Below are 24258 nucleotides of genomic sequence, written 5' to 3'. Positions count from 1 at the left end.
ATTGACGTCGGGAATAGTCGTTAACCGAAGGAGGAAAGAATGAGGATCAATGCTTTAGGCGGAGCTCTCATTGCGGCGGTACTGTTGCTGGTCGCGGCGCTCTCACCCAAGTCCGTGGCGCAGACGAATGACGCCAACATCTCCAAGCCGAAGAGCGCCGCTCCTGCCGCCAATACGCCCAATACCAATACGGCCGTGCCCAAACACCGGTACTGGCGTTTTCGTGGCGGAAAACATCCGCACTATGGCAGTCGGCGAGTTCGTACGTAAACCGTGAGGTGAAAAGTCACGCAGCCGTTGTCGATCGAGCGCGATCGGGATCAATCTGGCGGCAGGAGTGACCAATCCGCTTCTTCGGGAAACAGCCGTGCGATCGTGCGATGATCCGACGCGCGCCGTATTCAGTCCGCCCGAACAGATGCAAGGTGGCGGTCATGCCTCTCGACAGATAAGCGGCCGCGTTCTGCTCCCGATCGGAACATTCCTCGCTTTCGCTCAGGGTTTCGCCCGATGTCGTCCTTGAACGTCGAAGGCTACCATCCAGGAAGTTCCTTCGAAGCTCCCAGGGTTTTCGCCGAGCGCCGTGCAATCGTTATCGCGCGTATTCGGGAGGACAGCATGACGGTCTACGGCACCAGCTCCGGCCTTGTGACCCTGCGTCCACCGCCACTCTGGATCTGTAGCCTTCTTGGCATCGTCATGATCGCCGCCGGCATCTTCGCGCTCAGCGACGTGACGTTCGCGACCATGATCAGCGTCAAGCTGATCGGACTTACGGTCATCGCCGCGGGCGCCTTCGAGATTGTCCATGCGTTCTGGACCAAGGGATGGGGCGGGTTCCTCTGGCAGATCCTTCAGGGCGCGATCTATCTGGCCTTTGGGTTGGTGCTGCTGAGCGAGCCGACCGCAGGCGCACTGATATTGACTTATCTGCTCGGGGCGCTGCTGCTGGCGTCGGGCCTCATCCGAGGCATCCTCAGTTTTGCCTACTGGCGACAAGGCGGATGGATGATGCTGATCTCAGGCGCGTTCGGCGTGCTCGCCGGTCTTTTGATTCTGTTCGGATTCCCGGACATCAGTCTCTGGGCCCTGGGATTTCTGCTTGGCGCCGATCTGCTTGCTCATGGATTCGCATGGCTGCTGTACGCGTTTCAATCGGTGCGAGGAGTCGTGTGACAAACGAGGAGGAAATCATGAACGCGCAAAGTCGCCGCGCTTTCCTTGGTCTCGTACCCGGTGCCATTGCGACCGCAGCTATAGGCGCATTGAGCGTCAGTCTCATTGACAGTGCAGACGCAATGCCAGTCGCGCCCGATCTGCAGCAAGTCGAGCAGTCCTCGCTCGCCACGCAAGCACAGTGGGGACCGCCGCGTCCGGGCTGGGGCCGACCACCACCACCAGTTCGCCGCAGGCGACGCTGGGTATGCTGGTGGCATCGCGGTCGCCGTCGTTGCGGGTGGCGGTGATGGGCAGCAGGCGTTCCGGATGAGATCATATGAGAACAAGAGCCCGGCGGATCAAACGTCCGGCCCTCGCCCGCACCTTACGCGCGAGCGAGGGCCGCCTTGTTGTAGCGAAAACCCTTTCGGGAAGCGAAAATCTAAACCATGACGATCGGGCGAAAACGCTGGCTGACCGCTCTCCTCGTGCTGGTTCTTGCAGCAGGCGGTTACTACGCCTGGCAGAAATTCGGCAGAGATAATCTCCCGCCGGGAATTGCCAGTGGCAACGGCCGCATCGAAGCAACCGAAATCGACATCGCAAGCAAGACGGCTGGACGCATCCAGGACATACTGGTCAGGGAGGGTGACTTCGTCAGGACAGGGCAGGTTTTGGCGCGCATGGACACGACACAGTTGCAGGCTCAACTCCGTCAGGCCAAGGCACAGTTGCGCCGCGCCAGCATCAGCGTCGATACGGCCAAGAGCGTCGTGACCCAGCGAGAGGCCGAGAAGAAATCCGCCGTTGCCGTGGTCACGCAGCGCAATGCCGAATTGGACACGGCGGAACGGAAATTCCAGCGTTCGAGCCAGTTGATAAGGACCAACGCGGTTTCCCAGCAGACCTTCGACGACGATCGGGCGGCGGCCGAGGGAGCGAAGGCCGCAGTGTCCGCGGCGGAAGCTCAGCTCGCTGCGTCGGAGGCGGCCATCAGTTCGGCCCAGGCACAGGTCGTCGACGCCGAGGCAGCCATCGACGCGGCGAAGGCCACGATCGAGAGCATCGAGGCCGACATCAACGACAGCACGTTGACGGCGCCGCGCGACGGCCGTGTGCAGTTCCGCGTGGCCCAACCCGGAGAAGTTCTTGCCGCCGGCGGACGCGTGCTCAACGTGGTCGATCTTGGTGACGTCTACATGACCTTTTTCCTGCCGACGGCGCAGGCGGGGCGCGTCGCCATCGGCGCGGATGTCCGGATTATCCTGGACGCCGCACCGCAATGGGTCATTCCCGCCAAGGCCAGCTTCGTCGCCAACGTTGCGCAATTCACGCCGAAGACGGTGGAAACGGAAGAGGAGCGTCAGAAGCTCATGTTCCGAATCAGAGCGCATATCTCGCCAGACTTGCTGCAGAGATATACCGAGCAGGTCAAAACTGGCCTTCCGGGCAGGGCCTTTGTCCGCATCGATTCGAACGCCGAATGGCCGGCATTTCTGACCGAGACCCTGGTCAAATGAACCGGTCGCCGACCGTCGGTCATTTGCAGGATCCTGCGCCCGTGGTGCGCCTTGAAGCGGTGGGGCTGTCCTACGGCAAGACGCGCGCGCTCGATGCCATCACGCTCGATATGCCAGGCGGACGCATGGTCGGGCTGATCGGACCCGACGGTGTCGGCAAGTCCAGCCTGCTGTCCCTCATCGCCGGCGCCCGTGCGGTTCAGGAAGGACGGGTCCATGTGCTCGGCGGCGATATGGCCGACGCCGCGCACCGCAGGCTGACCTGTCCGCAGATCGCCTATATGCCGCAGGGGCTCGGCAAGAATCTGTATCCAACGCTCTCCGTTTTCGAGAATGTGGACTTCTTCGGCCGCCTCTTCGGCCATGACAAGCACGAGCGAGAAAACAGGATCGACGAGCTTCTCATAAGCACGGGCCTCGCCCCTTTTGCGGACCGACCGGCGGGCAAGCTCTCGGGCGGCATGAAACAGAAGCTCAGCCTTTGCGGCGCGTTGATCCATGATCCCGACCTGCTGATCCTGGACGAGCCGACGACCGGTGTCGACCCGCTCTCGCGCCGCCAGTTCTGGGAACTGATCGACGTGATCCGCGGCAGCCATCCCGGCATGAGTGTTATCGTCGCAACCGCCTATATGGAGGAGGCAGCTCGCTTCGACTGGCTGGTCGCAATGGACGAAGGCCACGTGCTCGCGACGGGCGCGCCCGCGGACTTGCTGCGGCAGACGGGTACGACCAACCTCGACGCCGCCTTTATCGGCCTGCTTCCGGAGGAGCAGCGCCGGGGCCACAGGGAGGTGGTGATCCCGCCTCGCCCAAGCGGACGCGCCGACGACGTCGCCATCGAAGCCGAGCACCTCACCGTAAGGTTCGGCGATTTTACCGCGGTCGACAATGTGAGTTTCCGCATTTCCCGCGGAGAGATCTTCGGCTTTCTCGGCTCGAACGGTTGCGGCAAGACGACGACCATGAAGGTGCTGACCGGGCTGTTGCCCGCCAGCGAAGGCACCGCAAGATTGTTCGGTCACGAGGTCGATCCCAAGGACATGGATGTGCGGCGCCGCGTCGGCTACATGTCGCAGGCCTTCTCGCTCTATTCCGAGTTGACAATCCGGCAGAACCTTGAACTGCATGCGCGCCTCTTTCGGCTCGCCCCCGACACGATCGAAGGTCGCGTCCAGGAGATGGCGCAGCGGTTCGAGCTCGCAGATTCCATGGATATGCTGCCCGATGCGCTGCCGCTTGGCGTCCGCCAGCGTCTTTCGCTGGCGGTAGCGATGATCCATGCGCCCGACATCTTGATCCTCGACGAGCCCACGTCCGGCGTCGATCCGGTGGCACGCGACGGCTTTTGGCAGAGCCTGTCCGACCTCTCCCGCAAGGACAATGTCACGATCTTCGTGTCGACACATTTCATGAACGAGGCCGAGCGCTGCGACCGTATCTCTCTCATGCACGCGGGCAAGGTGCTTGTGAGCGATGTACCGGAGAAACTTGCCGAACAGCGCGGCGGCGGTAGCCTCGAAGAGGCCTTCGTCGCCTATCTGCAAGACGCTATCGGCGCGACGGATACCAAGCCGCCGAGCGCCGCACCGGCAGCAGCAGTCGAGGCTGAGCCGCCCGGTAAGGATGGCGCCGCACACGGCCGGCTCATGCGCTTCTTCGACCTGCGGCGCATGTTCGCCTATACCCATAGGGAAGCGCTCGAGCTGCGACGCGATCCGATCCGGGCCACGCTGGCCATTCTCGGCAGCCTCATCATGATGTTTGTGCTGGGCTACGGCCTCAATATGGATGTCGAGAATCTTTCGTTCGCCGTCATGGATCACGACGACACGACGATAAGCCGCGACTACATCTTGCAGATCTCCGGATCGCGCTATTTCACGGAACTGCCTCCGATTACAAATTATGACGATCTCGATCGCCGTATGCGCAACGGCGAACTCAGTCTCGCGCTGGAGGTTCCGCCGGGATTCGCGCGCGATGCGGCACACGGTCGCAACGTTCAGATCGGGGCGTGGATCGATGGTGCGATGCCCTCGCGCGCGGAAACCGTGAGGAGTTACGTGCAGGCGATGCACGCAACCTGGCTGGCGCAGCGTGCCCGGCAGCTCTACGGCAACGCCGCGACCACAGGCGATTTCCAGCTCGAGGTTCGTTTCCGCTACAACCCGGATCTCAAGAGCATCGTGGCCATGGCTCCCGCCGTCATCCCGGTTCTCCTGCTGATCATACCGGCGATATTGGCGACGCTGAGCGTCGTGCGGGAGAAAGAATTGGGATCGATCATCAATTTCTACGTGACGCCCGTGACACGGCTGGAGTTTCTGGTCGGCAAGCAGATTCCGTATGCGGCGCTGGCCATGCTGAATTTCTTCCTGTTGACCGCCTTCGCCGTATTCATCTTCCGCGTCCCGTTCACCGGCAGCTTCTTCGCCTTTACAGCCGCTGCGCTTCTCTATGTCATTATTACCACCGCGATGGGACTCGTGATTTCGGCGTTCATAACCAGTCAGATCGCCGCGATCTTCGCGACCGCGCTCCTGACCATGATCCCGGCCACCCAATATTCGGGGCTGGTCGATCCGGTGTCGTCCCTTCAGGGAGCCGGTGCCGTCATTGGACGAATCTACCCGACCGCTCATTTCGTCACGATCACGCGCGGCACCTTCTCGAAAGGGCTCGACTTCGGTGACCTGACGGGTCCCTTTGTTGCGCTGCTCGTGACCGTCCCAGTGCTACTTGGTCTGGGCGTGGCGCTATTGAGGAAACAGGCGAGGTAGCCATGCGCGCCGCCAACATCCTTCAGCTCGGCATCAAGGAATTGTGGGGCCTTTTGCGCAATCCGATGATGCTGATCCTGATCGTCTATGCCTTCACGGTCTCGATATATACGGCGTCCCGTGCGCAGCCAGAGACCTTGAATCGGGCCGCGCTCGCCATCGTCGACGAGGACAAGTCGCCGGCCTCGACGCGCATCATCACCGCATTCAATCCGCCCTATTTCACGATACCGCGCCTGATTTCACAGTCGGAGGTGAACCCCCGCATGGATGCGGGACTCGACACCTTCGCGCTCAACATTCCGCCGAATTTCCAACGCGACCTTCTGGCCAGGAGATCGCCGGCCATCCAGCTCAACGTGGATGCGACCCGCATGTCGCAGGCCTTCACCGGGAGCGGCTATATCCAGACGATCGTGGGCGACGAGGTCAGCGAATTTCTTGCTCGCTATCGCTCAGCCGCCCCTCTCCCCATCGATCTGGCGCTGCGGGCACGTTTCAACCCCGAGCTCAATAAGGGCTGGTTCGGCTCCATCAACAACGTGATCTCCTCCATCACGATGCTGTCGATCATTCTGACCGGAGCCGCGCTCATTCGCGAGCGCGAGTATGGCACCATCGAACACCTGCTCGTGATGCCGGTTACGCCATTCGAGATCATGGCGAGCAAGATCTGGTCGATGGGTCTCGTGGTTCTGCTGGCCGCCAGCGTGTCGCTGGTGTTCATCGTGCAGGGACTGTTGTCGGTCCCGATTGGAGGCTCGGTCCCGCTGTTCCTGTTCGGTACGGCACTCTATCTCTTCGCCACGACCAGCATGGGCATTTTCCTGGCGACGATTGGTGGAACCATGCCGCAGTTCGGCCTTCTGCTGATGCTCGTCCTGATGCCGCTGCAGATGCTGTCGGGGGCCACGACACCACGGGAGAGCATGCCGGAGATCATCCAGAACATCATGCTGGCAGCGCCGAACACGCACTTCGTCATTCTTGCGCAAGCCGTGCTGTTCCGTGGCGCCGGGCTGGCCGTCGTCTGGCCGCAGATCGGCGCGCTGCTCGTGATCGGCGCGATTCTGTTCTTTCTGTCGCTCCAACGATTCAGAAGCTTCTTGCGGTAACGAAGCAAGCCCGCCTAGCCCGAACCAGGCTTGTGCCTCCGTTCCTCCGGCGCGATGTCTCACCAGCACACGTTCACGGGGACAAGGCGCCAACCCCAGCCAGTCCAAACCCGACGCCGACCGGTGCATCCGTCCCAGCCCCAACCCGGCCGCCGGCCCCAACCGAACGCCAAGCGACGCCGCTTGCCGGGACCGGATCATCATTGGATCACCATTCCGTGCGGTGCGAGCCGCATTGTCTTCGGGGTTCTTCCCCATCTTTGCTAAGGTGATCGCCCCAAGGCGCGGTCGATATGGAGGGCGGGCGTTCGATGCTGTCGCATCTATCGCCCTCGGCCGGCATCGCCCTCGCGGAGGAATCCCCGCGCAGGGCAAGCATTTGAATTCATACAACGAGACAGGCTATGGTGAAACCGTTCCCATCGAAGACCCACATCGGCAATCACATGCTGCATCCGGAAACGCTGATGCTCGGCTACGGTTATGATCCGCAATTATCGGAAGGAGCCATCAAGCCGCCAGTTTTCCTGACCTCGACCTTCGTCTTCAGGTCCGCCGAAGACGGTCAGGACTTTTTCGATTTCGTCTCGGGCCGGCGAGAGCCTCCTGAGGGAATGGGTGCGGGCCTAGTTTATTCGCGGTTCAATCACCCCAACAGCGAGATCGTCGAGGACAGGCTCTCTGTGTACGAGCGTGCCGAGAGTTGTGCGCTGTTCTCATCCGGCATGTCGGCGATCGCGACGACGATCCTCGCATTCGTTCGTCCCGGCGACGTCATTTTGCACTCTCAACCACTTTATGGCGGAACAGAAACTCTGCTTGCGAACACGCTTGCCGGCCTCTCCATCGGCGCCGTGGGCTTTACTGACGGCATCGACGAAACCGCGGTCAGCCTCGCGGCGGAGGATGCCATGCGCAAAGGGCGGGTCGCGATGATCTTCATTGAAACGCCGGCCAATCCCACCAACGGCCTCGTCGATATCGCAATGATCCGCCGCGTCGCCGATATGATCGGCCAGTCCCAGGGACACGCTCCGATCGTCGCGTGCGACAACACGCTGCTTGGGCCCGTATTTCAGCAGCCGATTGAACACGGCGCCGACATTTCGTTGTACTCGCTGACCAAATATGTGGGCGGTCATTCAGACCTGATCGCCGGTGCTGCGCTCGGTTCAAAATCGATCATCAAGACCATCAAGGCATTGCGAGGCGCCATTGGCACCCAACTGGACCCCCACTCCTGCTGGATGATCAGCCGGTCGCTGGAGACTCTGGGGCTGCGCATGGAAAAAGCCGACACAAATGCGCGGATCGTCGCAGATTACCTGCGCGACCACGCCAAGGTCGCCAAAGTGCATTATCTTGGTCATCACGAAGACGCCTCCCCGGCGGGACGTCTGTTCGCGAGGCAATGCACCGGCGCGGGCTCGACGTTCTCGTTCGACATCGTTGGCGGACAGGCGGCCGCATTCAAATTCCTGAACGCGCTGCAGATCTTCAAGCTCGCGGTGAGCCTGGGCGGCACCGAGTCGCTTGCGAGCCTGCCGGCGAGCATGACCCACTCCGGCGTTCCCGCGGACATCCGCCAGAAAATAGGCGTCCTCGACTCAACGATCCGGCTATCGATCGGCATAGAACATCCGTCCGATCTGATCGCGGACATCGCGCAGGCGTTGAACGAGGCATAGTTGCACCCGCGCGCCAGCCGAGTTGGAAGAGCTGGCCGATGCTGCGGCATTCGAGGTTACGGATCAGCCGCTGTCGCGCAGCACGAGCTCGAAGCCGAGATCGACTTTCCGTTCTCCGCCGCGCTCGACAGTGAGCGTCGCCGCCGTTCGGCCGATCGCATCGCCATGGACGCTGATCGTGCTTAGCGCCGGCGAGAACAGCCGGCCCATTTCAAGGTCACCGAGACCGATGACCGCAACCGGCTGCTGCGACGCCGGACCGTCGCACAACAGGCCGGCCTTGCGCAGTCCGGCCATGAAGCCGATGGCATGGGCATCGTTGGCGGCGAACACCGCGTCGACATCAGGCAGATGCGCGTGGGCCGCCACGCTGCCCGAGGCGTTGCGCTCCAAGATCAAGCGGCGTGGCTCCGGCAGACCGCTCGCCACGATCTCGGTCCTGAAGCCGAGCCAGCGCCGCGTCGCGCGCGGATCGTCGCCGCCGATGAAGGCGAGCTGCTTGCGCCCCTGCGCGACCAGGTGCTTCGCGACGGCAACGCCGGCCTTGTAATTGTCGAAACCGGCAACGGCGTCGATCGGAGTTGCCGGCAGATCCCACGTCTCGACGATCGGAATACGCGCGTGGCGCAGCAGGCGACTGCCTTCCTCCGTCGCGGGCGAGCCGACCATGATGATCGCCTCCGGCCGCCGCGACAGCAGCGCCGCCAGCATGCGGTCCTCGCGCGCGGCGTCGTAGCGCGACTGCGCAAGGATCACGGAGAAACCAAGCGGCTCGAGCTCGTCGGAGAGTCCCTGCACCGTGTCGGCAAAGATGGAGTTGGCGATTGTGGGCACCAGCACTCCGACCGAATTGGTGCGCGAACTCGCGAGCGCGCCCGCGACCAGGTTCGGTACATAGCCGAGCTCCCGCATCGCCTCCTCGACACGCGCGCGGGTCTCCGGCGCTACCAAATCCGGCGCCCGCAGCACGCGGCTGACGGTGATCGAAGAGACACCGGCACGCTTGCCGACCGCTGAAAGGGTCGGAGGGACGGACGCCGTGCTCGTCTCAGCCTTGGGTAATTCGGAACTCATGCGCAAAAGCCTTGCACGATTCCGGCTTGCCTATCCACCATGTTAGCGCTAACATGCTAAATGTTAGCGCTAACATCAACAAAACTGCTCAAAACTGCTAATGCAAAAGGGGAGAAGCCGCATGATTTCGGACGACTTGGTACAGGCCTATAGGCGCGATGGGGTGATCGTCGTCCCCGACGTGCTTGACAGGAACACGCTCGGAAGGGTGCGTGCCGTGCTCGCCGAGCTCGTCGCCGGCGCGGCCGAAGTCACCGAGCACACCGATGTCTACGATCTCGAGCCTGGTCACACGCCGGAGAACCCGCGGGTCCGCCGCATCAAGGCGCCGCATAAGGTGCACCCGATTTTCGATGAGATCGTCCGCAGCCCGGCCGTGATCTCCATTCTCGCCAAGCTGATCGGCCCCGGGCTGCGCCTGCACGGCTCGAAGCTGAACATGAAATCCGCGCAATATGGCTCGCCGGTCGAGTGGCATCAGGACTGGGCTTTCTATCCCCACACCAATGACGATGTGCTCGCGATCGGCGTGCTGCTCGACGATTGCGATCTCGAGAATGGCCCGATGCTGGTGACGCCGGGTACCCACACCCGCGAGGTGTGGAACCATCACGGCGAGGACGGCTGCTTCGCGGGTTTGATCGATCCCGATCTGATCCAGGACGAGATCAAGCGCGCGGTGCCCTGCATGGGCAAGGCGGGCAGCATGTCATTCCACCACGTGCGGGCGCTCCATGGCTCCGCAACGAACACGTCGAACAGGCCGCGCAATCTCCTGCTTTACGAAGTCGCCGCCAGCGACGCCTGGCCACTGATGGGCGTGAAGGATTTTGCCGAATTCGACAGTCGCCTACTCGCAGGGCCTTCGGTGATCACGCCGCGGCTCACCGACGTCCCTGTGCGGATGCCGCTTCCTCCAGCGAAGCGACAAGGCTCGATTTACGAGACCCAGTCGGCGGCGAAGAAGTCCTACTTTACGCGTGCCGCGTAACCAAAACGACGATGCCCGCGGGTGACGCCGCGGGCATCACTGCTTTCAAGACAACATAACAAACAACATTCCGGGGAAAACGAATGACCAAGATGGCAACCGGCGGAGCCGGTAAATCGCGCTTGCGTGTGATCCTTGCTGCGAGCGTCGGATCCGCTCTCGAATGGTACGACTTCTTTCTCTACGGAACGGCCGCCGCGCTGGTGTTCGGCGATCTGTTCTTTCCGAAGAGCGATCCAACCGTCGGCACCTTGCTATCGTTTCTCACCTTCGGCGTCGGCTTCGTGGTCCGGCCGCTCGGCGGTCTTCTGTTCGGGATTCTTGGCGACCGCTATGGCCGCAAGCCGGTGCTGGTCGCAACCCTTCTGATGATCGGCATCGGCACCACCGCGATCGGCTTGCTGCCGACTTACGCCAAGATCGGCGTCTGGGCACCGATCCTGCTGGTCGCGATGCGCGTCATCCAGGGCATCGGCGCCGGCGCCGAATATGGCGGCGCGGTCATCTATCTCGTCGAGAATGCGCCGCCGAGACACCGCGGCTTCTGGGGTGGCTTCGCGCCACTCGGCGTCTCGGTTGGCAATCTGCTCGCCGCCGGCGCTTTCGCCCTGGTGACGATGCTGCCGCGCCAAGACCTGATGGACTGGGGCTGGCGCCTGCCCTTCCTGGCAAGCTTCCTCTTGATTCTCGTCGGCATCTTCGTCCGCCTGCGCGTGAGCGAAACGCCGATCTATACCGAGGCCGTGGTCGCGCGCGGCAAGGTGGAGAGCAATCCGGCGATGGAGGCGCTGCGTCAACACCCGCGCAACTTCCTGGTCGTGCTGGGCGCCCGCATGGCCGAGAACGGGCTCGGCTACTTCTTCCCCGTGTTCGGGCTGAGCTATGTCATCAGCACGGTGGGCGTGCCGAAGTCGGATGCGCTGAGCGCGTTGATGCTGGCATTCACGATCGAGCTGTTCGCAATCCTCGGTTTTGCTGCCTTGTCGGACCGGATCGGGCGAAAGCCGGTCTACATGTTCGGCGCGCTCGCGGGTGTCGCGCTCGCTTTTCCGTTCTTCTGGATGGTCGGCACCAAGCAGTGGATCATGATCGCGCTCGCCTTCATCCTCGCCCGTGCCGTGGTAACGGCAGCAATGTTCGGACCACAGGCGGCCTACTTCGCCGAATTGTTCCCGCCGCAGCGTCGCTTCGCCGGCTTCGCCTTTGCGCGCGAACTCGGCTCGCTGCTTTCGGGCGGCCCGGCGCCGTTCGTGGCGGCCGCACTGGTGGCGGCCTACGGAACGTGGTGGCCGGTCGCCTGCTACGCAATGTTCCTTGCCGCTTGCACCGTGGCGGCGATCTGGATCGGCCCGGAGACCTATCAGGAGAACATCGCCTCCGACACCGCCGGTGACGAACTGCCCGCGATCATGCCCGCGCGAGCCTGAGGCGGACTTCACTTGGGCCCTTCACTTGGGCTCTTCACTTGGGCTCGTTACGTCGTGCATCGAAGTTCGCACCTCCGCAATGGAATGCGGGCGCCAGAATGGGCTGGCGCCTCGAGCATTGCGCATCTGCGGGATTCGCGTCCTGTCCCCAGCAAGCCTGCGGCGCCAGCTTGCGCGAATAAGCCGCCGTCATGCGCCAGCCGAACAGATCATACAGATCATACTGTGATTGGCCGGGCCGAGGTGGTCGCGAAAAGTCGTCTTGGAGCGCCGGGCGGTAGCGCTCCTCAGGTATAACAGCATTTCACGCGGCAAAGCGCGTGTTGGCGAGGTAAACTCTTTTGGGGCGGTACGCCTCAGGCAGCCGCGGTGGAATGCCGCTTCTCGAACCGCACGTCCTGGATTCCGGCCGGGACCAGCGCCGCGTCCTGCATTTCGGCGATGTCTGGCCGTTCACATCGGTCCAACCGGACCCATAGGGAAGCCCCCAGTTTTTCGCGATTTCTGTAGACGTGGCGCCAGGCCGATAACCGAGTGGGGATGAACAGCGCGGCGAGCGTGGCCTCCATGAGCCGCCGTGTCCGGCCGCGCGGCAGACTTCGAACCCGAGCCATGATGCCGTCCGGATCTAGCTGGGTGCGCCGGATATGACTGTAGGAAATGTCGTGCGACAGGAATTCGCCCCAGCTTAACGGCTCTAGTTCGGCCGATCGGGCCGTCAAACCGTTACGTCGGCAAACCGCCTCGAAAGCCTGTGGCGTCCATCGGCCGATATGGTTGGGCGGAAGGTCCGGGACGGACCGGTTTGCTTCCTGGTATTCAATTCGAGCGGAGTTCGGCACGGCGCAAAATGCCGAGCCACCCGCTTTCAGTAATGAGCGGATTCGACCGAACAACTCGTCGAGACCATCAAGATGCTCGACGATCTGGAACAGAAAAATGAAATCGAAGGACGCGCGACAGTCGTCCAAGGCCTTGTCCCGGAGATCGACCGAAAGCGCCCGATATCCTTTACCTCTCAGGATCGGAATCGATTTTTCATTGTACTCAAGCGCCGTCACGTCCTCCGCGCGAACGAGGCTGGGACAGATCAGATCGAGGAAGTATCCATTCCCGGCGCCCACCTCCAGCACCTTTGCCCCGGGTCTGTTCAGACGTTCGAGCTCAGCCGCGGTCCGCGCAAATTCCCATTTGGACCTGGGGTAAACGCCTGCGGCTCCGGTGAAGTTATAGAACTCTGCGTTTCCAGCCACGAAAGGCCAAGCAAACCCAAAGCCGCAATCCTTGCAGCTCATGATATGGCAGGTCTGCCCGCCCCAAAGGGAGGTCACGCACGCAAAGATCCGTTCGTGGCTTTCGGCATCCGCGCGCTCTGGTGCGAAAAACTGAGCCGCTTCGCGAGCGGAGACTGTTCGCAACGACGCCAGCGACCGCGACTTGCACGCCGGACATTCGGGCTCGTCACGCTCTGTCCCGAAGGCATGCTGGTCGGTCAAAGCTTGAGGCGACGAGCAAGTGATAGTCTCAACCACTTTGGGCTCCGATAAAGAACCGGTTGTTCACCAGATGACCGGGTCTCATTCGACTATCGCCATACCGCCGCCGGCGAAAGCAGATACTTTCCCTTTAGTTAACATCTGGATTAACCAATCTCCGCCATATCGTCGTTGCCGCCGCTCTTTTCCTGCTAATCCGGTCCTATCGTATAGAGCCACAGCCGCTGCATTTCGTCCCGCCGGCTAGCGAAGAAGACAAGCACCGACGATGACCGCCGCCGCAAGACCCACAGACGTTATGGCAGTCGCCTCCCGCTGGGCGGTGTCCAGCGTCGCCGTTCAGTTCGCAAAGTCGTTGTTGCTCCTGGGATCACAGGTCGTCCTTGCTCGCCTGCTTGGCCCTGCCGACTTTGGCATTGTCGCCATGTGCGCGCCGATTTTCGGCCTGTGCTGCTTATTCAACGATCTCGGCCTTTCGCAAGCAGTGATACAGAGCCCATCCTTGAGCGCGGATGACAGCAACAACATTTTTTGGATCAATTTCGCGCTCGGCTGCGTCCTGGCCTTGGTGCTGCTGTTGCTTGCTCCGGCTCTTGCCGGCTTTTACAACGATCACAGGGTCGCCGAGGTGCTGGCTGCACTCTCACTGGTAATGATTGTCAACAGCCTGTCTTTTCAACAAGTGGCGTTGATGCACAGGCGCATGCAACCGGTTCCGATCCTGCTCATCGACATCGCGCCCGTTCTGGCAAACGCCATCGCCTCGATCTCTGCAGCGCACCTGAATTTCGGTTACTGGGCGATCGTCATCGGACAAATGGTGCATGCGCTTACTGCCGGCCTGCTCGCTTGGACTCTGTCACCGTTTCGTCCGGCGCGGCCGCATGCGCTGGCCAAAGCGTTGCCCCTCATGAGGTTCGGCGCGCATCTCACGGGGCTCTCAATCGCCTCGTTCGCGGCGACGAGTCTCAGTCCGCTGCTCATCGGCCGATTGTTCGGAGCGCTGGAAGTCGGGCTGTTCGACCGGGGCTACAAGCTTGTCAGCATGTCAGCCGTCCAGTTCCTCACTCCACTGTCCCGGATTGCGGAGACATCGTTGGCCCGGCTGTACGCCGACCCTGGCCAGTACCGCCAGGCGCATCTTCAATTTTCGGAGGCGCTCATTCTCTTTCTCACGCCCGGCCTCGTGTGCCTCGCGTTCATGTCTGATTACGCCGTCCAGGTGCTGTACGGCAGAGAGTGGATCGCCGCTTCGGACATCGTCAGATGGTTTTCGGTGGCGGGCTTGCTGGCTCCGGCGGGAACGGCCGCGTCGTGGTTGTTTGTAAGCCAGGGCCGCACGGACCAGATGCTTCGTTATGGTCTCATCGGACAGCTCCTGTCGGTGCTGTCCCTTGTGCTCGGTTTGCTTTGGGGCCCGGTAGGGGTGGCGGTGTCGGCCGCGATCTTTTCGATCCCGATACATGGCTTGACACTGTGGGGCGCAACTCGCCACGGACCGGTTTCATTGTCGCACTTTCTCAACATGCTGTTTCCTATTGGTCTCTCCATCATTGTGTCGACGGCGCTCCTCTATGGAGCGTCGTACCAAGTTCACCGGCTCGCGCTGCATCCGTTGATCGCGCTGACCATCGGATTGCTGACGGCTTATTCGGGTGCGGGTCTCGCTTTATGCGCCACTCGGCCGGGCCGCAGAATAATCAGGAATGCTCAACGAGCAGCACAGATGGTCAGGCCCGGCACATTGAGTGCGAGGCAATCAAGCCGCCATGCAACCGTCTAGGCTTAGTTCCATGGCATCGGGCGACCCGGGGCCGGCGGCAGATGCCACGCGGACGCGATGGATCGATTTCGCGCGCGGCATCGGCATTATCCTGGTGGTGTATGGTCACGTCCTGGGCGGACTGGTGCGCGCAAATGTTTTTCCTGACGGGCCTGTCGCGCAGTGGATGGACTACACGCTCTATACCTTCCACATGCCGCTGTTCTTCTTCCTTGCGGGATTGAACGTTCAGCACAGCCTTCGGCGCGGCGCGCGATCTTTCCTGGAGGGCAAGGCTTGGACGATCGCCTATCCATATGTGCTGTGGTCGCTCGTCCAGGGCGGCACGACCATGCTGCTGTCGCGTGATGCCAATATTCCGATCTTCCCGAGCGATCTTGCCGCGATCTGGTATCGCCCAATCGCACAGTTCTGGTTTCTTTACGCGCTGATGATCTGTCACGTGGTGGCGGCCCTTGTCCCCTCGCGAAAGGCGATGATCGCGATCGCGTTCATCGCCCTTGCAGGGTTCCTGCTTTTGCCGGTCCAGGCGGGTCTGCCGCTCACATTGCATCACTTCGTTTTTTATGTCGCCGGGCTTTGCGGCGCGCGCGCCGCGACGGCCTGGCGACCTTCTGGGTGGTCCGTGCTCGCACTCATCGTGCTCGCCTTCGCAGGTGCGGTGCCGATGGGTGGCAATCTGTCGGACATGGATCCCAATGGGCTGGCGTCCCTGCCGGCCTGTGTGCTCGGGATCGGCGGGACCGTGGCCCTCTGCAAATTGCTCGATGACAGCCGTCATCGCTGGCTTGCCGTGGTCGGCGTAACGTCCATGACGATCTACGTCCTCCACATCCTTGCGGGCTCGGGCCTGCGCATCGTCATGCTCAAGCTGCATGTGCCGCCGCAGCCCTGGGTTTACCTGTTCGCCGGTACCGCTGCCGGCGTCATCCTTCCGTTGGTGGCTCATGCGGTGCTGGCGCGACTGCATCTGCTGGCAGCCTTGGGCCTTGCGCCATTGGCGAAAGGCAAACCCGCTGCCGTCGCGCCGACCCAGACCGCAACATCCGCTCGCACTCCGGCCTGAGCCCTCAACGAGATCAGGTCGAACTACTGGCCCGTGGTTGCGAAGGCCGCCATCGTGTGGGCCCGCCCGCGACGTCCCCTGCGGATCGGAGTGTCACCAGCGCCGGACTTCCCCGGGGGATGGCAGGTCGGTCGTGTGGCTGGCAGAGGAAACCATACTCGGGCGTGAAACCTTCGGCCATGCCCCACATTGACGCTGGTGGATGTAGGTCGCCCGCTCGAAAATCCTGTACCGCATACGGTACGGCCACCTTGGCTCGCGTTCCGACCTGATTTTCTGATCAGCCATCACTTGAGCGGCAGGTGGCATCCACGGGTCGTAAAGCGGTTGACCTGCAGAGCCCGACACCAGTTGCGACTGGCCGGATACGCTGGTTTATGACCGAAGCATTGGAACTCGCGAGGTTTGTGGAACGTGCCCGGCTCGGGGACTTGAGTGAGCAGGCGCTGGAGCAATTGAAGATCCGTGTTCTTGATACAGTCGGGGTGGCCATCGGTGCCCTGAACGCTCTACCGATCGCAACGATCCGCAACCTCGTCGACGAGCTTGGCGGCTGCCCTCATTCGACGCTCATTGGCGGCGGCCGCACCGCGCCGGACCGCGCAGCGTTCTACAATGGCGCTCTTAGCCGTTACCTCGATTTCATGGACAGCTATATCGCTTCTGGTGAGACGTGCCATCCATCCGATAATCTCGGCGCTGTCCTGGCGACGGCCGAGATGCGGGAGGCGAGCGGGGCCGAATTTCTCACCGCGCTCGCGGTCGCCTACCAGATTCACATCCGATTGAGCGATCTCGCTCCGGTCCGCGAAAAGGGCTTTGACCATACCACGCAAGGGGCCTACGCGGCCGCTGCGGGTGCCGCCAAGGCGCTCGGTCTGCCGCGCGCGCCGATCGCGAACGCGATCGCCATCAGCGGTACTGCCAACAATGCGCTGCGGGTCACGCGCACCGGCGCCCTGTCCAATTGGAAGGGGCTCGCCTATCCGAATGTCGGGATGTCGGCGACACTCGCCGCGCTGCTCGCGAGCCGCGGTATCACGGGACCCGAAGCTGTGTTCGAGGGCGTTAGTGGATTTAAGGAGGTGATCGCCGGCCCTTTCCAGATCGACTGGCGAGAAGAGAATCTGGAAGGCGTGCGCCGAAGCATCGTGAAGCAGCACAATGCCGAGATCCACGCCCAATCGGCAATCGACGCGGCGCTCGACATACGTGCTCGCCCGGGCTTTGACGCTTCCGCTGTCGCCGCAATCCGCCTCAAGATCTTTGCGGTAGCTCATCGCATCATTGGCGGCGGGGAAGAGGGTGACAAGCGACTCGTGCGAACCAAGGAGGAGGCCGATCACAGCCTGCCCTACATGCTGGCCGTCGCGCTGATCGACGGGCAAGTGCAGCCGGCGCAATTCGCACCCGAACGGATTGCTGCCGACGATGTCCAGGGATTGCTGCGCAAGGTGACGGTCACGCCTGATCCGCACCTATCGGCGCAATTCCCGCAGCGGCTTCCCGCCGAGCTCGAAGTGGAGCGGCAGGACGGAATCGTACTTCGTGCGCGGCGGGACGATTATCACGGCTTTCATACCAGACCCTTCGATTGGGCCACGGCGCGCCGCAAGTTCGATTGCGTGACGTCCGCACTTACAGACCCCTCCGAACGCGACGCATTGGCCGAGGTGATCGCAACGCTGGAAGAGCGTCCGGTTGCCGCCCTCGCATCGCTTCTCGGCGCCATCCGTCTGCCGGCCGTCGGAGGCGAACAGATCTGAGGAGAACTGCCATGGCAGACACGACCTTTTCCTTTGTTCCCCGCGCTGCGCGTCCCGACAAGCCGCGCAAGACCGGCCTCACTGAGATCCGTGGTCCCTACTACAGCGCCTACGGTCCGCGCCATCTGGAAGACTTGCTGGAAACCCTCGGCTTCTGGATCGACGGTCTGAAGTTTGCCGGCGGATCCTTTGCCCTGATGCCACCGGCTGCAGTCAAGGACATCAACAGAATCGCGCACGACCACGACGTCTACGTCTCCACCGGCGGCTGGATCGAGAACGTGCTGCGTTTCGGAGCGGATGCTGTCGATCGCTATATCTGCGAGGCAAAGGCGCTGCAGTTCGATGTGATCGAATTGTCGGCCGGCTTCGTCAGCTTGCCTACCGATGCCCTGCTGCGCCTCATCGAGAAGGTCAAGGCGGCCGGGCTGAAAGCCAAGCCCGAGCTCGGCATTCAGTTCGGTGCCGGCGGCGCGACCGCGGCCGAGGAGCTGGAGAGCGAGGGCACCAAGGATGTGGGCTGGCTGATCACGCAGGCAAGGCGGACCATCGACGCCGGAGCCGATATGATCATGATCGAAAGCGAGGGGATTACCGAGAACGTCAGGAGCTGGCGTACCGATGTGGTGGCGCGAATCGTCGATCAGTTGGGGCTGGAGAAGGTCATGTTCGAAGCTGCGGAGCCCGCGGTATTCGAATGGTACGTCAAGAACTATGGCAACAACATCAACCTGTTCATCGACCACAGCCAGATTGTGCAGCTTGAAGCACTGCGCTCGGGCATCTGGGGCACCAAGAGCACCTGGGGTCGAATTCAGAACCTGCCGGGTTGATTGTGCGGACGGATTTGGCGGCGGATCGGCGATGGGTGCAACATAAATGATGGATCGTATGCACGCTCACAGCCTGAACAGCTTTTCGGCGTTGCCGTGCGCGATCCGCGCGCGGTCGGCCGCGGAACTGGAATTTGTTCCAGAAACGCGCGGGCCTTTGCCATCGAGCCATAAGGATAGTCGGCTGAGAACATGATGCGGCTGACCCCGATCTCGAGCAGCAGATCGAGGAATGTCGGCGCAAAGTTAAAGCCGGCAAAGGTGTAGTGCAGATTCTCGCGCAGATATTCGCTGACCGCGCGCTTGAGCCGAGTGAGCTCGACCGGCATCACATCGACCCGTTGCATGAAGAACGGCAGGCCCTCGCCCATATGGCCGATCACGATCTGCAGCTCGGGGAAGCGGTCGAATACGCCGCCCAGAACCATGCGCAGCACATGCACCGCAGTTTCGATGTGCCAGCCGAAACCTGGCCCGGCGAGCATCTCGGTGACGAGCGGCGCGAAGCCACCGAAGGAGGCATCGATCACCGGCTTCGGCGGCCTGGTTGGATGCAGATAGATCGGCGCACCGAGCGACTCGGCGGCCTCCAGCACCGGCCAGAAAAATTTGTCGTCGAGGTAGCGGCCACGCTGATGACCGTTGATCACGGCGCCCGCGAAGGCCTGGTGGCTGAAACGGCGTTCGAGCTCTTTGGCGGCCTGATCGGGGACTGCAATCGGCAGCGCAGCGAAGCCGGACAGTCTTGTCGGTTGTTTGGCAATCGCTTCGGCCAGCACATCGTTGGCCTCGCGCGCGAGCGCCACCGCCTCGGCGGCTTCCAATTGCTCGATACCCGGCGCGGTCAGCGAGATGACCTGCATGTCGATGCCGGCGGCATCCATCTGGGCAATCCGCGCCTCGCCGATGTCGCACAAGTCGCGCATCAGCCGCTCGGCACGGCTGCCGACCTGGCGCGCCTGTTCCTTGAGGTCGCGGCCTGGGCCGTCGAGGAAGCCTGGCGTCGCGAAATGCTCTTCGAGCGTGATGGTGCGCATGGCCTTGATGCTCCGATGTCGCGGGATGACGCCGATGCTCGACGCGAATGGTGGCGATTTTCCGGAAGCTCTCCCTAAGCAATTTGCCCGGGGCGTGCGTCTCGTTTCAACAAGAGCTTTTGGACCGTTTCCTCGATCGAATGCGGCGGGATCCCAAGCTCAGCAAATCCAGCGATCTCGGGCGACGCGACGGTGTCGATCTGCATGAGCTCGACCTGATTGCGAGCGAGACGTGGGCGCGGAAGCATTTCCGAGATCCAAGCCAGACCGTGCCAGGCAGCAAATGGAATCGGAACAAGCATAGGCGAGAGGCCGGCCTCGCGGGCGACAGCCCGGAGTAATTCCTCGTAAGAGTAGACGCGGGGACCACCAAGCTCGAATAGCCTCGAATGCACTTCGGAGCGCAGAAAGAGCTGAGTAATCGCTTCCGCGACATCTTCCGCGTCGACCGGCTGCAACCTGGTCTGGCCGCGGCCGAACATCGGATAGATCGGAAGCTTGCGGAGGAGTTCGAGGATAGTCGCGACGAACGCGTCGTCCTCTCCGAACATGACCGCCGGACGGACAAGAATGGCGTCCGCGAATGCAGCCCGAATCGCTAATTCCCCTTCGCCTCGCATTCGGATGTACCGCGACGACGAGCGGTTATTGGCGCCAATTCCCGAAATATGAACGAGCCGCTGGACCCCGGCCAGCCGAGCTTGAGCGGCTACCCGTCGCGCGGAATCGACATGAATGGAATGGAAAGTCATTCGCCCCTGCTCGACATAAAGGCTGACCGCATTCACGGTCCCGTAAGCGCCAGCAAGTGCATCGGCGACTGACCGCTCGTGCTGGATGTCGGCTTGAGCAAATTGGAGCTTGGGGTCATCAGACCCAAACGAGCGCTGCGCTTGGTCTGCATGCCTGGATACAATCCGAACGCGAAATTCGCTGGAGCGCAGGTGTCGAACGATGCGACGTCCAAGGAAGCCAGTTCCCCCGAACACGGCAATCGTGCGATTGGTCGCTGCTGGCATGACTCAAATTGACCGCTACACGTCGAAGCTTCCCAGGGTCAAAAGGGCGAACTCGGACCTGGGCGTCAACTGCTGATCACAGCGTCAACTTCCACGAAGGGTGAGGTGTTCCCCGGATGTCAAGTTCCAGAACCCGACGTTACAGCGCGCCGCCGCTTCCTTGGCCCGCCGAGACCTTGCTGCTGGGCGAGACCAGGCTACGGCAAGACGGCCCTGCGGGACCGGTCGGACTCGTTTCGGAAGTCGACAGGTGCGCTGGAGCCTGAGAGTGGATACGCACCATTCCTTGCCATTTTATTCTTGCTCCCGATCAAAGGATACACGTTTCACAGAGAGCAATCCAAAGGGAATGAACTTCTTTTCTGGTCGCGTCCAATTGCGGTCGACAGGACTGTCTCTAGATCTTGGTCGCCACCCTTAAATTCTTGGGACTTTGATGACCGACCTCTCCGTCGACGCAAGACTGCTCGCGCCCGATCACCCACGCATCTCAGAGCCGAATTCGATTAACAAGGCCGTGGTGATGGTCGGGCTGGCTGCTCTGGCCTCAGGTGCTGTTGCTCTTGCGGATGCCTACTCTTGGCGGCTGGGGGCCCTGTTCGTGTTGGGCGGCTTTCTCGGACTTGTCCTTTATCACGCGCTATTCGGCTTTACCTCGGCATGGCGGGTCTTCATCGCCGATGGGCGCGGCGCAGGGCTGCGCGCACAGATGCTCATGCTCGCGATCGCGGTCGTGCTGTTCTTTCCAACGCTCGCGCACGGATCGCTGTTCGGACAAGCTGTCCACGGCGAGTACGGCGCCGTTGGGGCGTCGGTGCTCGTCGGTGCTTTCCTATTCGGCATCGGCATGCAGCTCGGTGGAGGCTGCGCATCGGGAACCCTTTACACTGCCGGTGGCGGCAATACGCGGATGTTCGTCACGCTTGGCTGTTTCATCATAGGTTCCGCTATTGGCGCATTGCATCTGCCCTGGTGGTCGGCGCAGCCGAACATCGGCTCCATTTCGCTCATTGAGACGCTTGGCTGGGCGCCAGCACTGGCGATCAGTCTGGCGGTCTTTGGCGCGATCGCGATCGCCACCTCGGTGGTCGAGAAGCGCCGACACGGCACACTGCTGGCTGGTGCCGCACCAGGCCATCGTGGCTGGCGGCGCGCCCTGCGTGGGCCCTGGCCGCTCGCCGCAGGTGCCGTCGCTCTCGCACTGGGCAACTTCGCGACGCTCTATCTTGCTGGAAGGCCGTGGGGGGTAACCTCGGCGTTCGCGCTATGGGGCTCGAAGCTATTCGCGCTGACAGGAGCCGATGTCGCATCCTGGGGTTATTGGCAGAACCCAGCCCGAGCGGCGGCACTGCATCAGAGCATATTCCGCGATGTGACATCAGTGATGGACTTCGGTATCATCCTGGGCGCACTCACGGCGGCTGGCATCGCCGGGAAGTTTGCGCCGAGCTGGCGCATCCCGGTGCGCTCACTCCTGTCCGCTGTCATCGGAGGCCTCCTGCTTGGCTACGGTGCCCGCCTCGCCTACGGCTGCAATATCGGCGCTTACTTCAGCGGCATCGTCTCCGGAAGCCTGCACGGCTGGCTGTGGTTAGCCGCGGCATTCGCCGGCAGCATTCTCGGGACGCGATTGCGTCCGCTGTTCGGGTTGTCGGTTGAGCGAAGTGGATAGCGGCCGTTTCGCCGACAAGACCTTTTGACTCCGCCGAACAGCGAGGTGCCGATAAGCGCCTCAGTGCGGACCGGCTGTCGCGCGACCAACGAGCGCGGGCCCCCTGCTGGAGCCTATTGACCGGCCGCTTGGGATGGCGCGTTTTCGATCCGGTATCTCAGGAGCACTACACCACCCTCCAGAGCTTGGTTGCTCTCCAGCACCAGGGCAGAAACTGGAGCCCGCCGATCGGCCTCCTCCTCTGTGGAATCGAATAGGCTTGGTGCGCCCTTCGCGCCGTCCACGGCGGGACAGAGGAGCAGATTGAGTTCGTCGACCAGTCCCGCCCGCAGAAAGGCTCCGTTCGTTCCGCCTCCGCCTTCCAGGAGCAGGCGCTTCACGCCGAGTTCGCGATTGAGAATGTCCAGCGTGAGGGAAAGGTCGAGTTGGGATTTTCCGGCAAAGATATAGGACACTCCCTCACCGCGCAGAGCCGCCAGGTGCGCGTCCGACACCGACTCGGAAAGGACGACCACGATCGGATCGCCGCCGATATCGGAACGGCCCCAAGCGATCTTGCCGTGCGCGTCGAGCACGACACCGTAGGCCTTGGCGTCGCGCCGTGCGAATCAGGACTCTCGCGGAAAGCTTTCCTTCGCCGAAGCGGGATAAGGCTTGCCCTTCGCGAACTCCTGGCCGGTGACGCGGCCGATGAGCCAGGCATCGCCGGCGAGCTCTTCGTGCACGCGTTCGAATACATCTCCGGCCGCGCCCTTGGGACGCCAGCGGCTTGGGAGTGTCCGACCGTCGACGCTGCAAGCCATAAGGCAAATGACATGCGGTTTCATGCGAACTCCTTCTCGGAATCTCTGCGCCGGACCGTTACACTCGATATCGCTTCGTGCCGACCTTCTCAACCAGGAGCCGAGACCTCTTCAGCCCCTGCCTCGTTGAAGCGAGCTTCTTGGCCGCCGCTTAGGCGCGTACGTCACCGCGCTCTCTGGCCGCCACCGATCACCATGGCATGGCCGACAACGAAGGCGGTCGCATCCGAGCAAAGCCTCGGGCCAAGCTGCCCGGCCATCACACCGAGCAACCTGATTACGTCCGGTATTGCTCGTCGCTGACCTTCTCCATCCAGTCCACGTTCTTGCCCCCTAGCGATTCTTGGATGGCGATGTGGGTCATGGCCGTGGTCGGCGAAGCGCCGTGCCAATGCTTCAGCCCCGGCGGAAACCACACGACGTCGCCAGGACGGATCTCCTCGATCGGTCCGCCCTCGCGCTGCACCCATCCGAGGCCGGCGGTGACGATCAGGGTCTGCCCGAGCGGATGCGCGTGCCAGGCCGTGCGGGCACCCGGCTCGAAGGTGACCTGGGCGGCACCCACGCGAGCCGGTTCCGACGCCTGGAACAGCGGGTCGATGCGGACCGTTCCGGTGAACCAGTCCTCCGGACCTTTCTGGGAGGGCCGAGATCCGTTCCTCTTGATGTCGATGTCCATGTGAAGCTCCTTCGCTGGTTCGAACGTCTGCGCCCGCGTCCGATCAACTGCAATCAAAGCGGCGGCGCCGCCGCCGATGAGCACGCTTCTGCGTGTGATCATCGGGTCCTCGGTTCAGCGCGGGTCGTATCCCGGCTTCTTATAGATGGTGTCGGGCTTGCCAATGATGTCGGGCCCGTAGACCCGCTCGGTCCAGTCTTTCGGCTCGACATCTTCGATACCGACGGAGACGGACTCCTCGCCGTAATTGAGCGTCTTCGTCACCGCGTCGGTGATCGCTTGGGCGAGCATTTGCTTCTGTCGCTCGGATTTACCGGAGTAAAGCTTGACGATGACGTGCGGCATGGG

The 24258-nt window shown here is 62.2% G+C and carries 19 protein-coding genes and 1 pseudogene; 13 read left to right on the top strand and 7 right to left on the bottom strand.

Annotated features, from left to right (window positions below; translation table 11 throughout):
- Window positions 1–39: 39 nt before the first annotated feature.
- From P6U23_RS05490 to P6U23_RS05465, 6 genes are all read left to right on the top strand, one after another.
- Window positions 40–270, top strand: a complete 231-nt coding sequence (locus P6U23_RS05490; RefSeq protein ID WP_407178556.1) for a hypothetical protein — start codon at window positions 40–42, stop codon at window positions 268–270.
- 348 nt (window positions 271–618) lie between these two features.
- The gene (locus P6U23_RS05485; RefSeq protein ID WP_407181341.1) at window positions 619–1176 is read left to right on the top strand and encodes an HdeD family acid-resistance protein; all 558 of its coding nucleotides are present in this window, start codon (window positions 619–621) and stop codon (window positions 1174–1176) included.
- A 431-nt stretch (window positions 1177–1607) separates the two neighbouring features.
- The gene (locus P6U23_RS05480) at window positions 1608–2678 is read left to right on the top strand and encodes an HlyD family secretion protein (protein WP_407178555.1); all 1071 of its coding nucleotides are present in this window, start codon (window positions 1608–1610) and stop codon (window positions 2676–2678) included.
- Window positions 2675–5461: a ribosome-associated ATPase/putative transporter RbbA gene (gene rbbA / locus P6U23_RS05475; RefSeq protein WP_407178554.1), complete on the top strand. Its 2787-nt coding sequence runs from the start codon at window positions 2675–2677 to the stop codon at window positions 5459–5461. The genes P6U23_RS05480 and rbbA overlap by 4 nt, the downstream gene beginning before the upstream one ends.
- 2 nt (window positions 5462–5463) lie before the next feature.
- Window positions 5464–6576, top strand: a complete 1113-nt coding sequence (locus P6U23_RS05470; protein WP_407178553.1) for an ABC transporter permease — start codon at window positions 5464–5466, stop codon at window positions 6574–6576.
- Window positions 6577–6980: 404 nt separating this feature from the next.
- Complete coding sequence (locus tag P6U23_RS05465) at window positions 6981–8264, top strand: cystathionine gamma-synthase family protein (RefSeq protein WP_407178552.1); 1284 nt, start codon at window positions 6981–6983, stop codon at window positions 8262–8264.
- Between the two features lie 63 nt (window positions 8265–8327).
- Here P6U23_RS05465 and P6U23_RS05460 read toward each other — a convergent pair whose 3' ends face one another.
- Window positions 8328–9338 carry a LacI family DNA-binding transcriptional regulator gene (locus tag P6U23_RS05460; RefSeq protein WP_407178551.1) on the bottom strand — a complete coding sequence of 337 codons (1011 nt, stop codon included), beginning with the start codon at window positions 9336–9338 and terminating at the stop codon, window positions 8328–8330.
- 121 nt (window positions 9339–9459) lie between these two features.
- On the opposite strand from P6U23_RS05460, the gene P6U23_RS05455 reads away from it, so the two are divergent.
- Both P6U23_RS05455 and P6U23_RS05450 read left to right on the top strand, forming a co-directional pair.
- Entirely contained in the window at window positions 9460–10329 is an 870-nt protein-coding gene (locus P6U23_RS05455; RefSeq protein ID WP_407178550.1) for a phytanoyl-CoA dioxygenase family protein, read from the top strand.
- 83 nt (window positions 10330–10412) lie between these two features.
- Window positions 10413–11756 carry an MFS transporter gene (locus tag P6U23_RS05450; protein WP_407178549.1) on the top strand — a complete coding sequence of 448 codons (1344 nt, stop codon included), beginning with the start codon at window positions 10413–10415 and terminating at the stop codon, window positions 11754–11756.
- Window positions 11757–12112: 356 nt separating this feature from the next.
- Here the strand turns inward: P6U23_RS05450 and P6U23_RS05445 are convergent, their stop codons facing one another.
- Window positions 12113–13288: a class I SAM-dependent methyltransferase gene (locus tag P6U23_RS05445; protein ID WP_407178548.1), complete on the bottom strand. Its 1176-nt coding sequence runs from the start codon at window positions 13286–13288 to the stop codon at window positions 12113–12115.
- 232 nt (window positions 13289–13520) lie between these two features.
- Here P6U23_RS05445 and P6U23_RS05440 point away from each other — a divergent pair, with 232 nt between their 5' ends.
- The 4 genes from P6U23_RS05440 to P6U23_RS05425 all read left to right on the top strand — a co-directional run bounded on the left by P6U23_RS05440 (window position 13521) and on the right by P6U23_RS05425 (window position 18700).
- Complete coding sequence (locus P6U23_RS05440; protein WP_407178547.1) at window positions 13521–15035, top strand: lipopolysaccharide biosynthesis protein; 1515 nt, start codon at window positions 13521–13523, stop codon at window positions 15033–15035.
- A gap of 10 nt (window positions 15036–15045) precedes the next feature.
- Entirely contained in the window at window positions 15046–16101 is a 1056-nt protein-coding gene (locus P6U23_RS05435) for an acyltransferase family protein (protein ID WP_407178546.1), read from the top strand.
- Window positions 16102–16478: 377 nt separating this feature from the next.
- On the top strand, window positions 16479–17867 hold the full coding sequence (locus tag P6U23_RS05430; RefSeq protein WP_407178545.1) for an MmgE/PrpD family protein: 1389 nt from the start codon (window positions 16479–16481) through the stop codon (window positions 17865–17867).
- Window positions 17868–17878: 11 nt separating this feature from the next.
- Entirely contained in the window at window positions 17879–18700 is an 822-nt protein-coding gene (locus P6U23_RS05425; protein ID WP_407178544.1) for a phosphosulfolactate synthase, read from the top strand.
- On the opposite strand, the gene P6U23_RS05420 is transcribed toward P6U23_RS05425, so the two are convergent.
- The gene (locus tag P6U23_RS05420; RefSeq protein WP_407178543.1) at window positions 18682–19737 is read right to left on the bottom strand and encodes an amidohydrolase family protein; all 1056 of its coding nucleotides are present in this window, start codon (window positions 19735–19737) and stop codon (window positions 18682–18684) included. The two genes, P6U23_RS05425 and P6U23_RS05420, sit on opposite strands and share 19 nt — an antisense overlap.
- A 74-nt stretch (window positions 19738–19811) precedes the next feature.
- Complete coding sequence (locus tag P6U23_RS05415) at window positions 19812–20756, bottom strand: complex I NDUFA9 subunit family protein (RefSeq protein ID WP_407178542.1); 945 nt, start codon at window positions 20754–20756, stop codon at window positions 19812–19814.
- 436 nt (window positions 20757–21192) lie between these two features.
- Here P6U23_RS05415 and P6U23_RS05410 point away from each other — a divergent pair, with 436 nt between their 5' ends.
- A complete protein-coding gene (locus P6U23_RS05410; RefSeq protein ID WP_407178541.1) occupies window positions 21193–22428 on the top strand; it encodes a YeeE/YedE family protein in 1236 nt (411 codons plus the stop codon).
- A gap of 113 nt (window positions 22429–22541) precedes the next feature.
- On the opposite strand, the pseudogene P6U23_RS05405 reads toward P6U23_RS05410, so the two are convergent.
- The 3 genes and pseudogenes from P6U23_RS05405 to P6U23_RS05395 all read right to left on the bottom strand — a co-directional run bounded on the left by P6U23_RS05405 (window position 22542) and on the right by P6U23_RS05395 (window position 24255).
- Window positions 22542–23255: pseudogene (locus tag P6U23_RS05405) on the bottom strand (dihydrofolate reductase family protein).
- 253 nt (window positions 23256–23508) lie between these two features.
- Window positions 23509–23904, bottom strand: a complete 396-nt coding sequence (locus P6U23_RS05400; protein ID WP_407181340.1) for a cupin domain-containing protein — start codon at window positions 23902–23904, stop codon at window positions 23509–23511.
- Between the two features lie 120 nt (window positions 23905–24024).
- A complete protein-coding gene (locus P6U23_RS05395; RefSeq protein ID WP_407178540.1) occupies window positions 24025–24255 on the bottom strand; it encodes a tautomerase family protein in 231 nt (76 codons plus the stop codon).
- Window positions 24256–24258 lie beyond the last annotated feature (3 nt).

It is taken from the genome of Bradyrhizobium sp. STM 3562 (assembly GCF_045571435.1).
Classification (GTDB): Bacteria; Pseudomonadota; Alphaproteobacteria; order Rhizobiales; family Xanthobacteraceae; genus Bradyrhizobium.
Note: the sequence above shows the minus strand (reverse complement) of the source record. Positions and strands in the feature narration are given on the sequence as shown.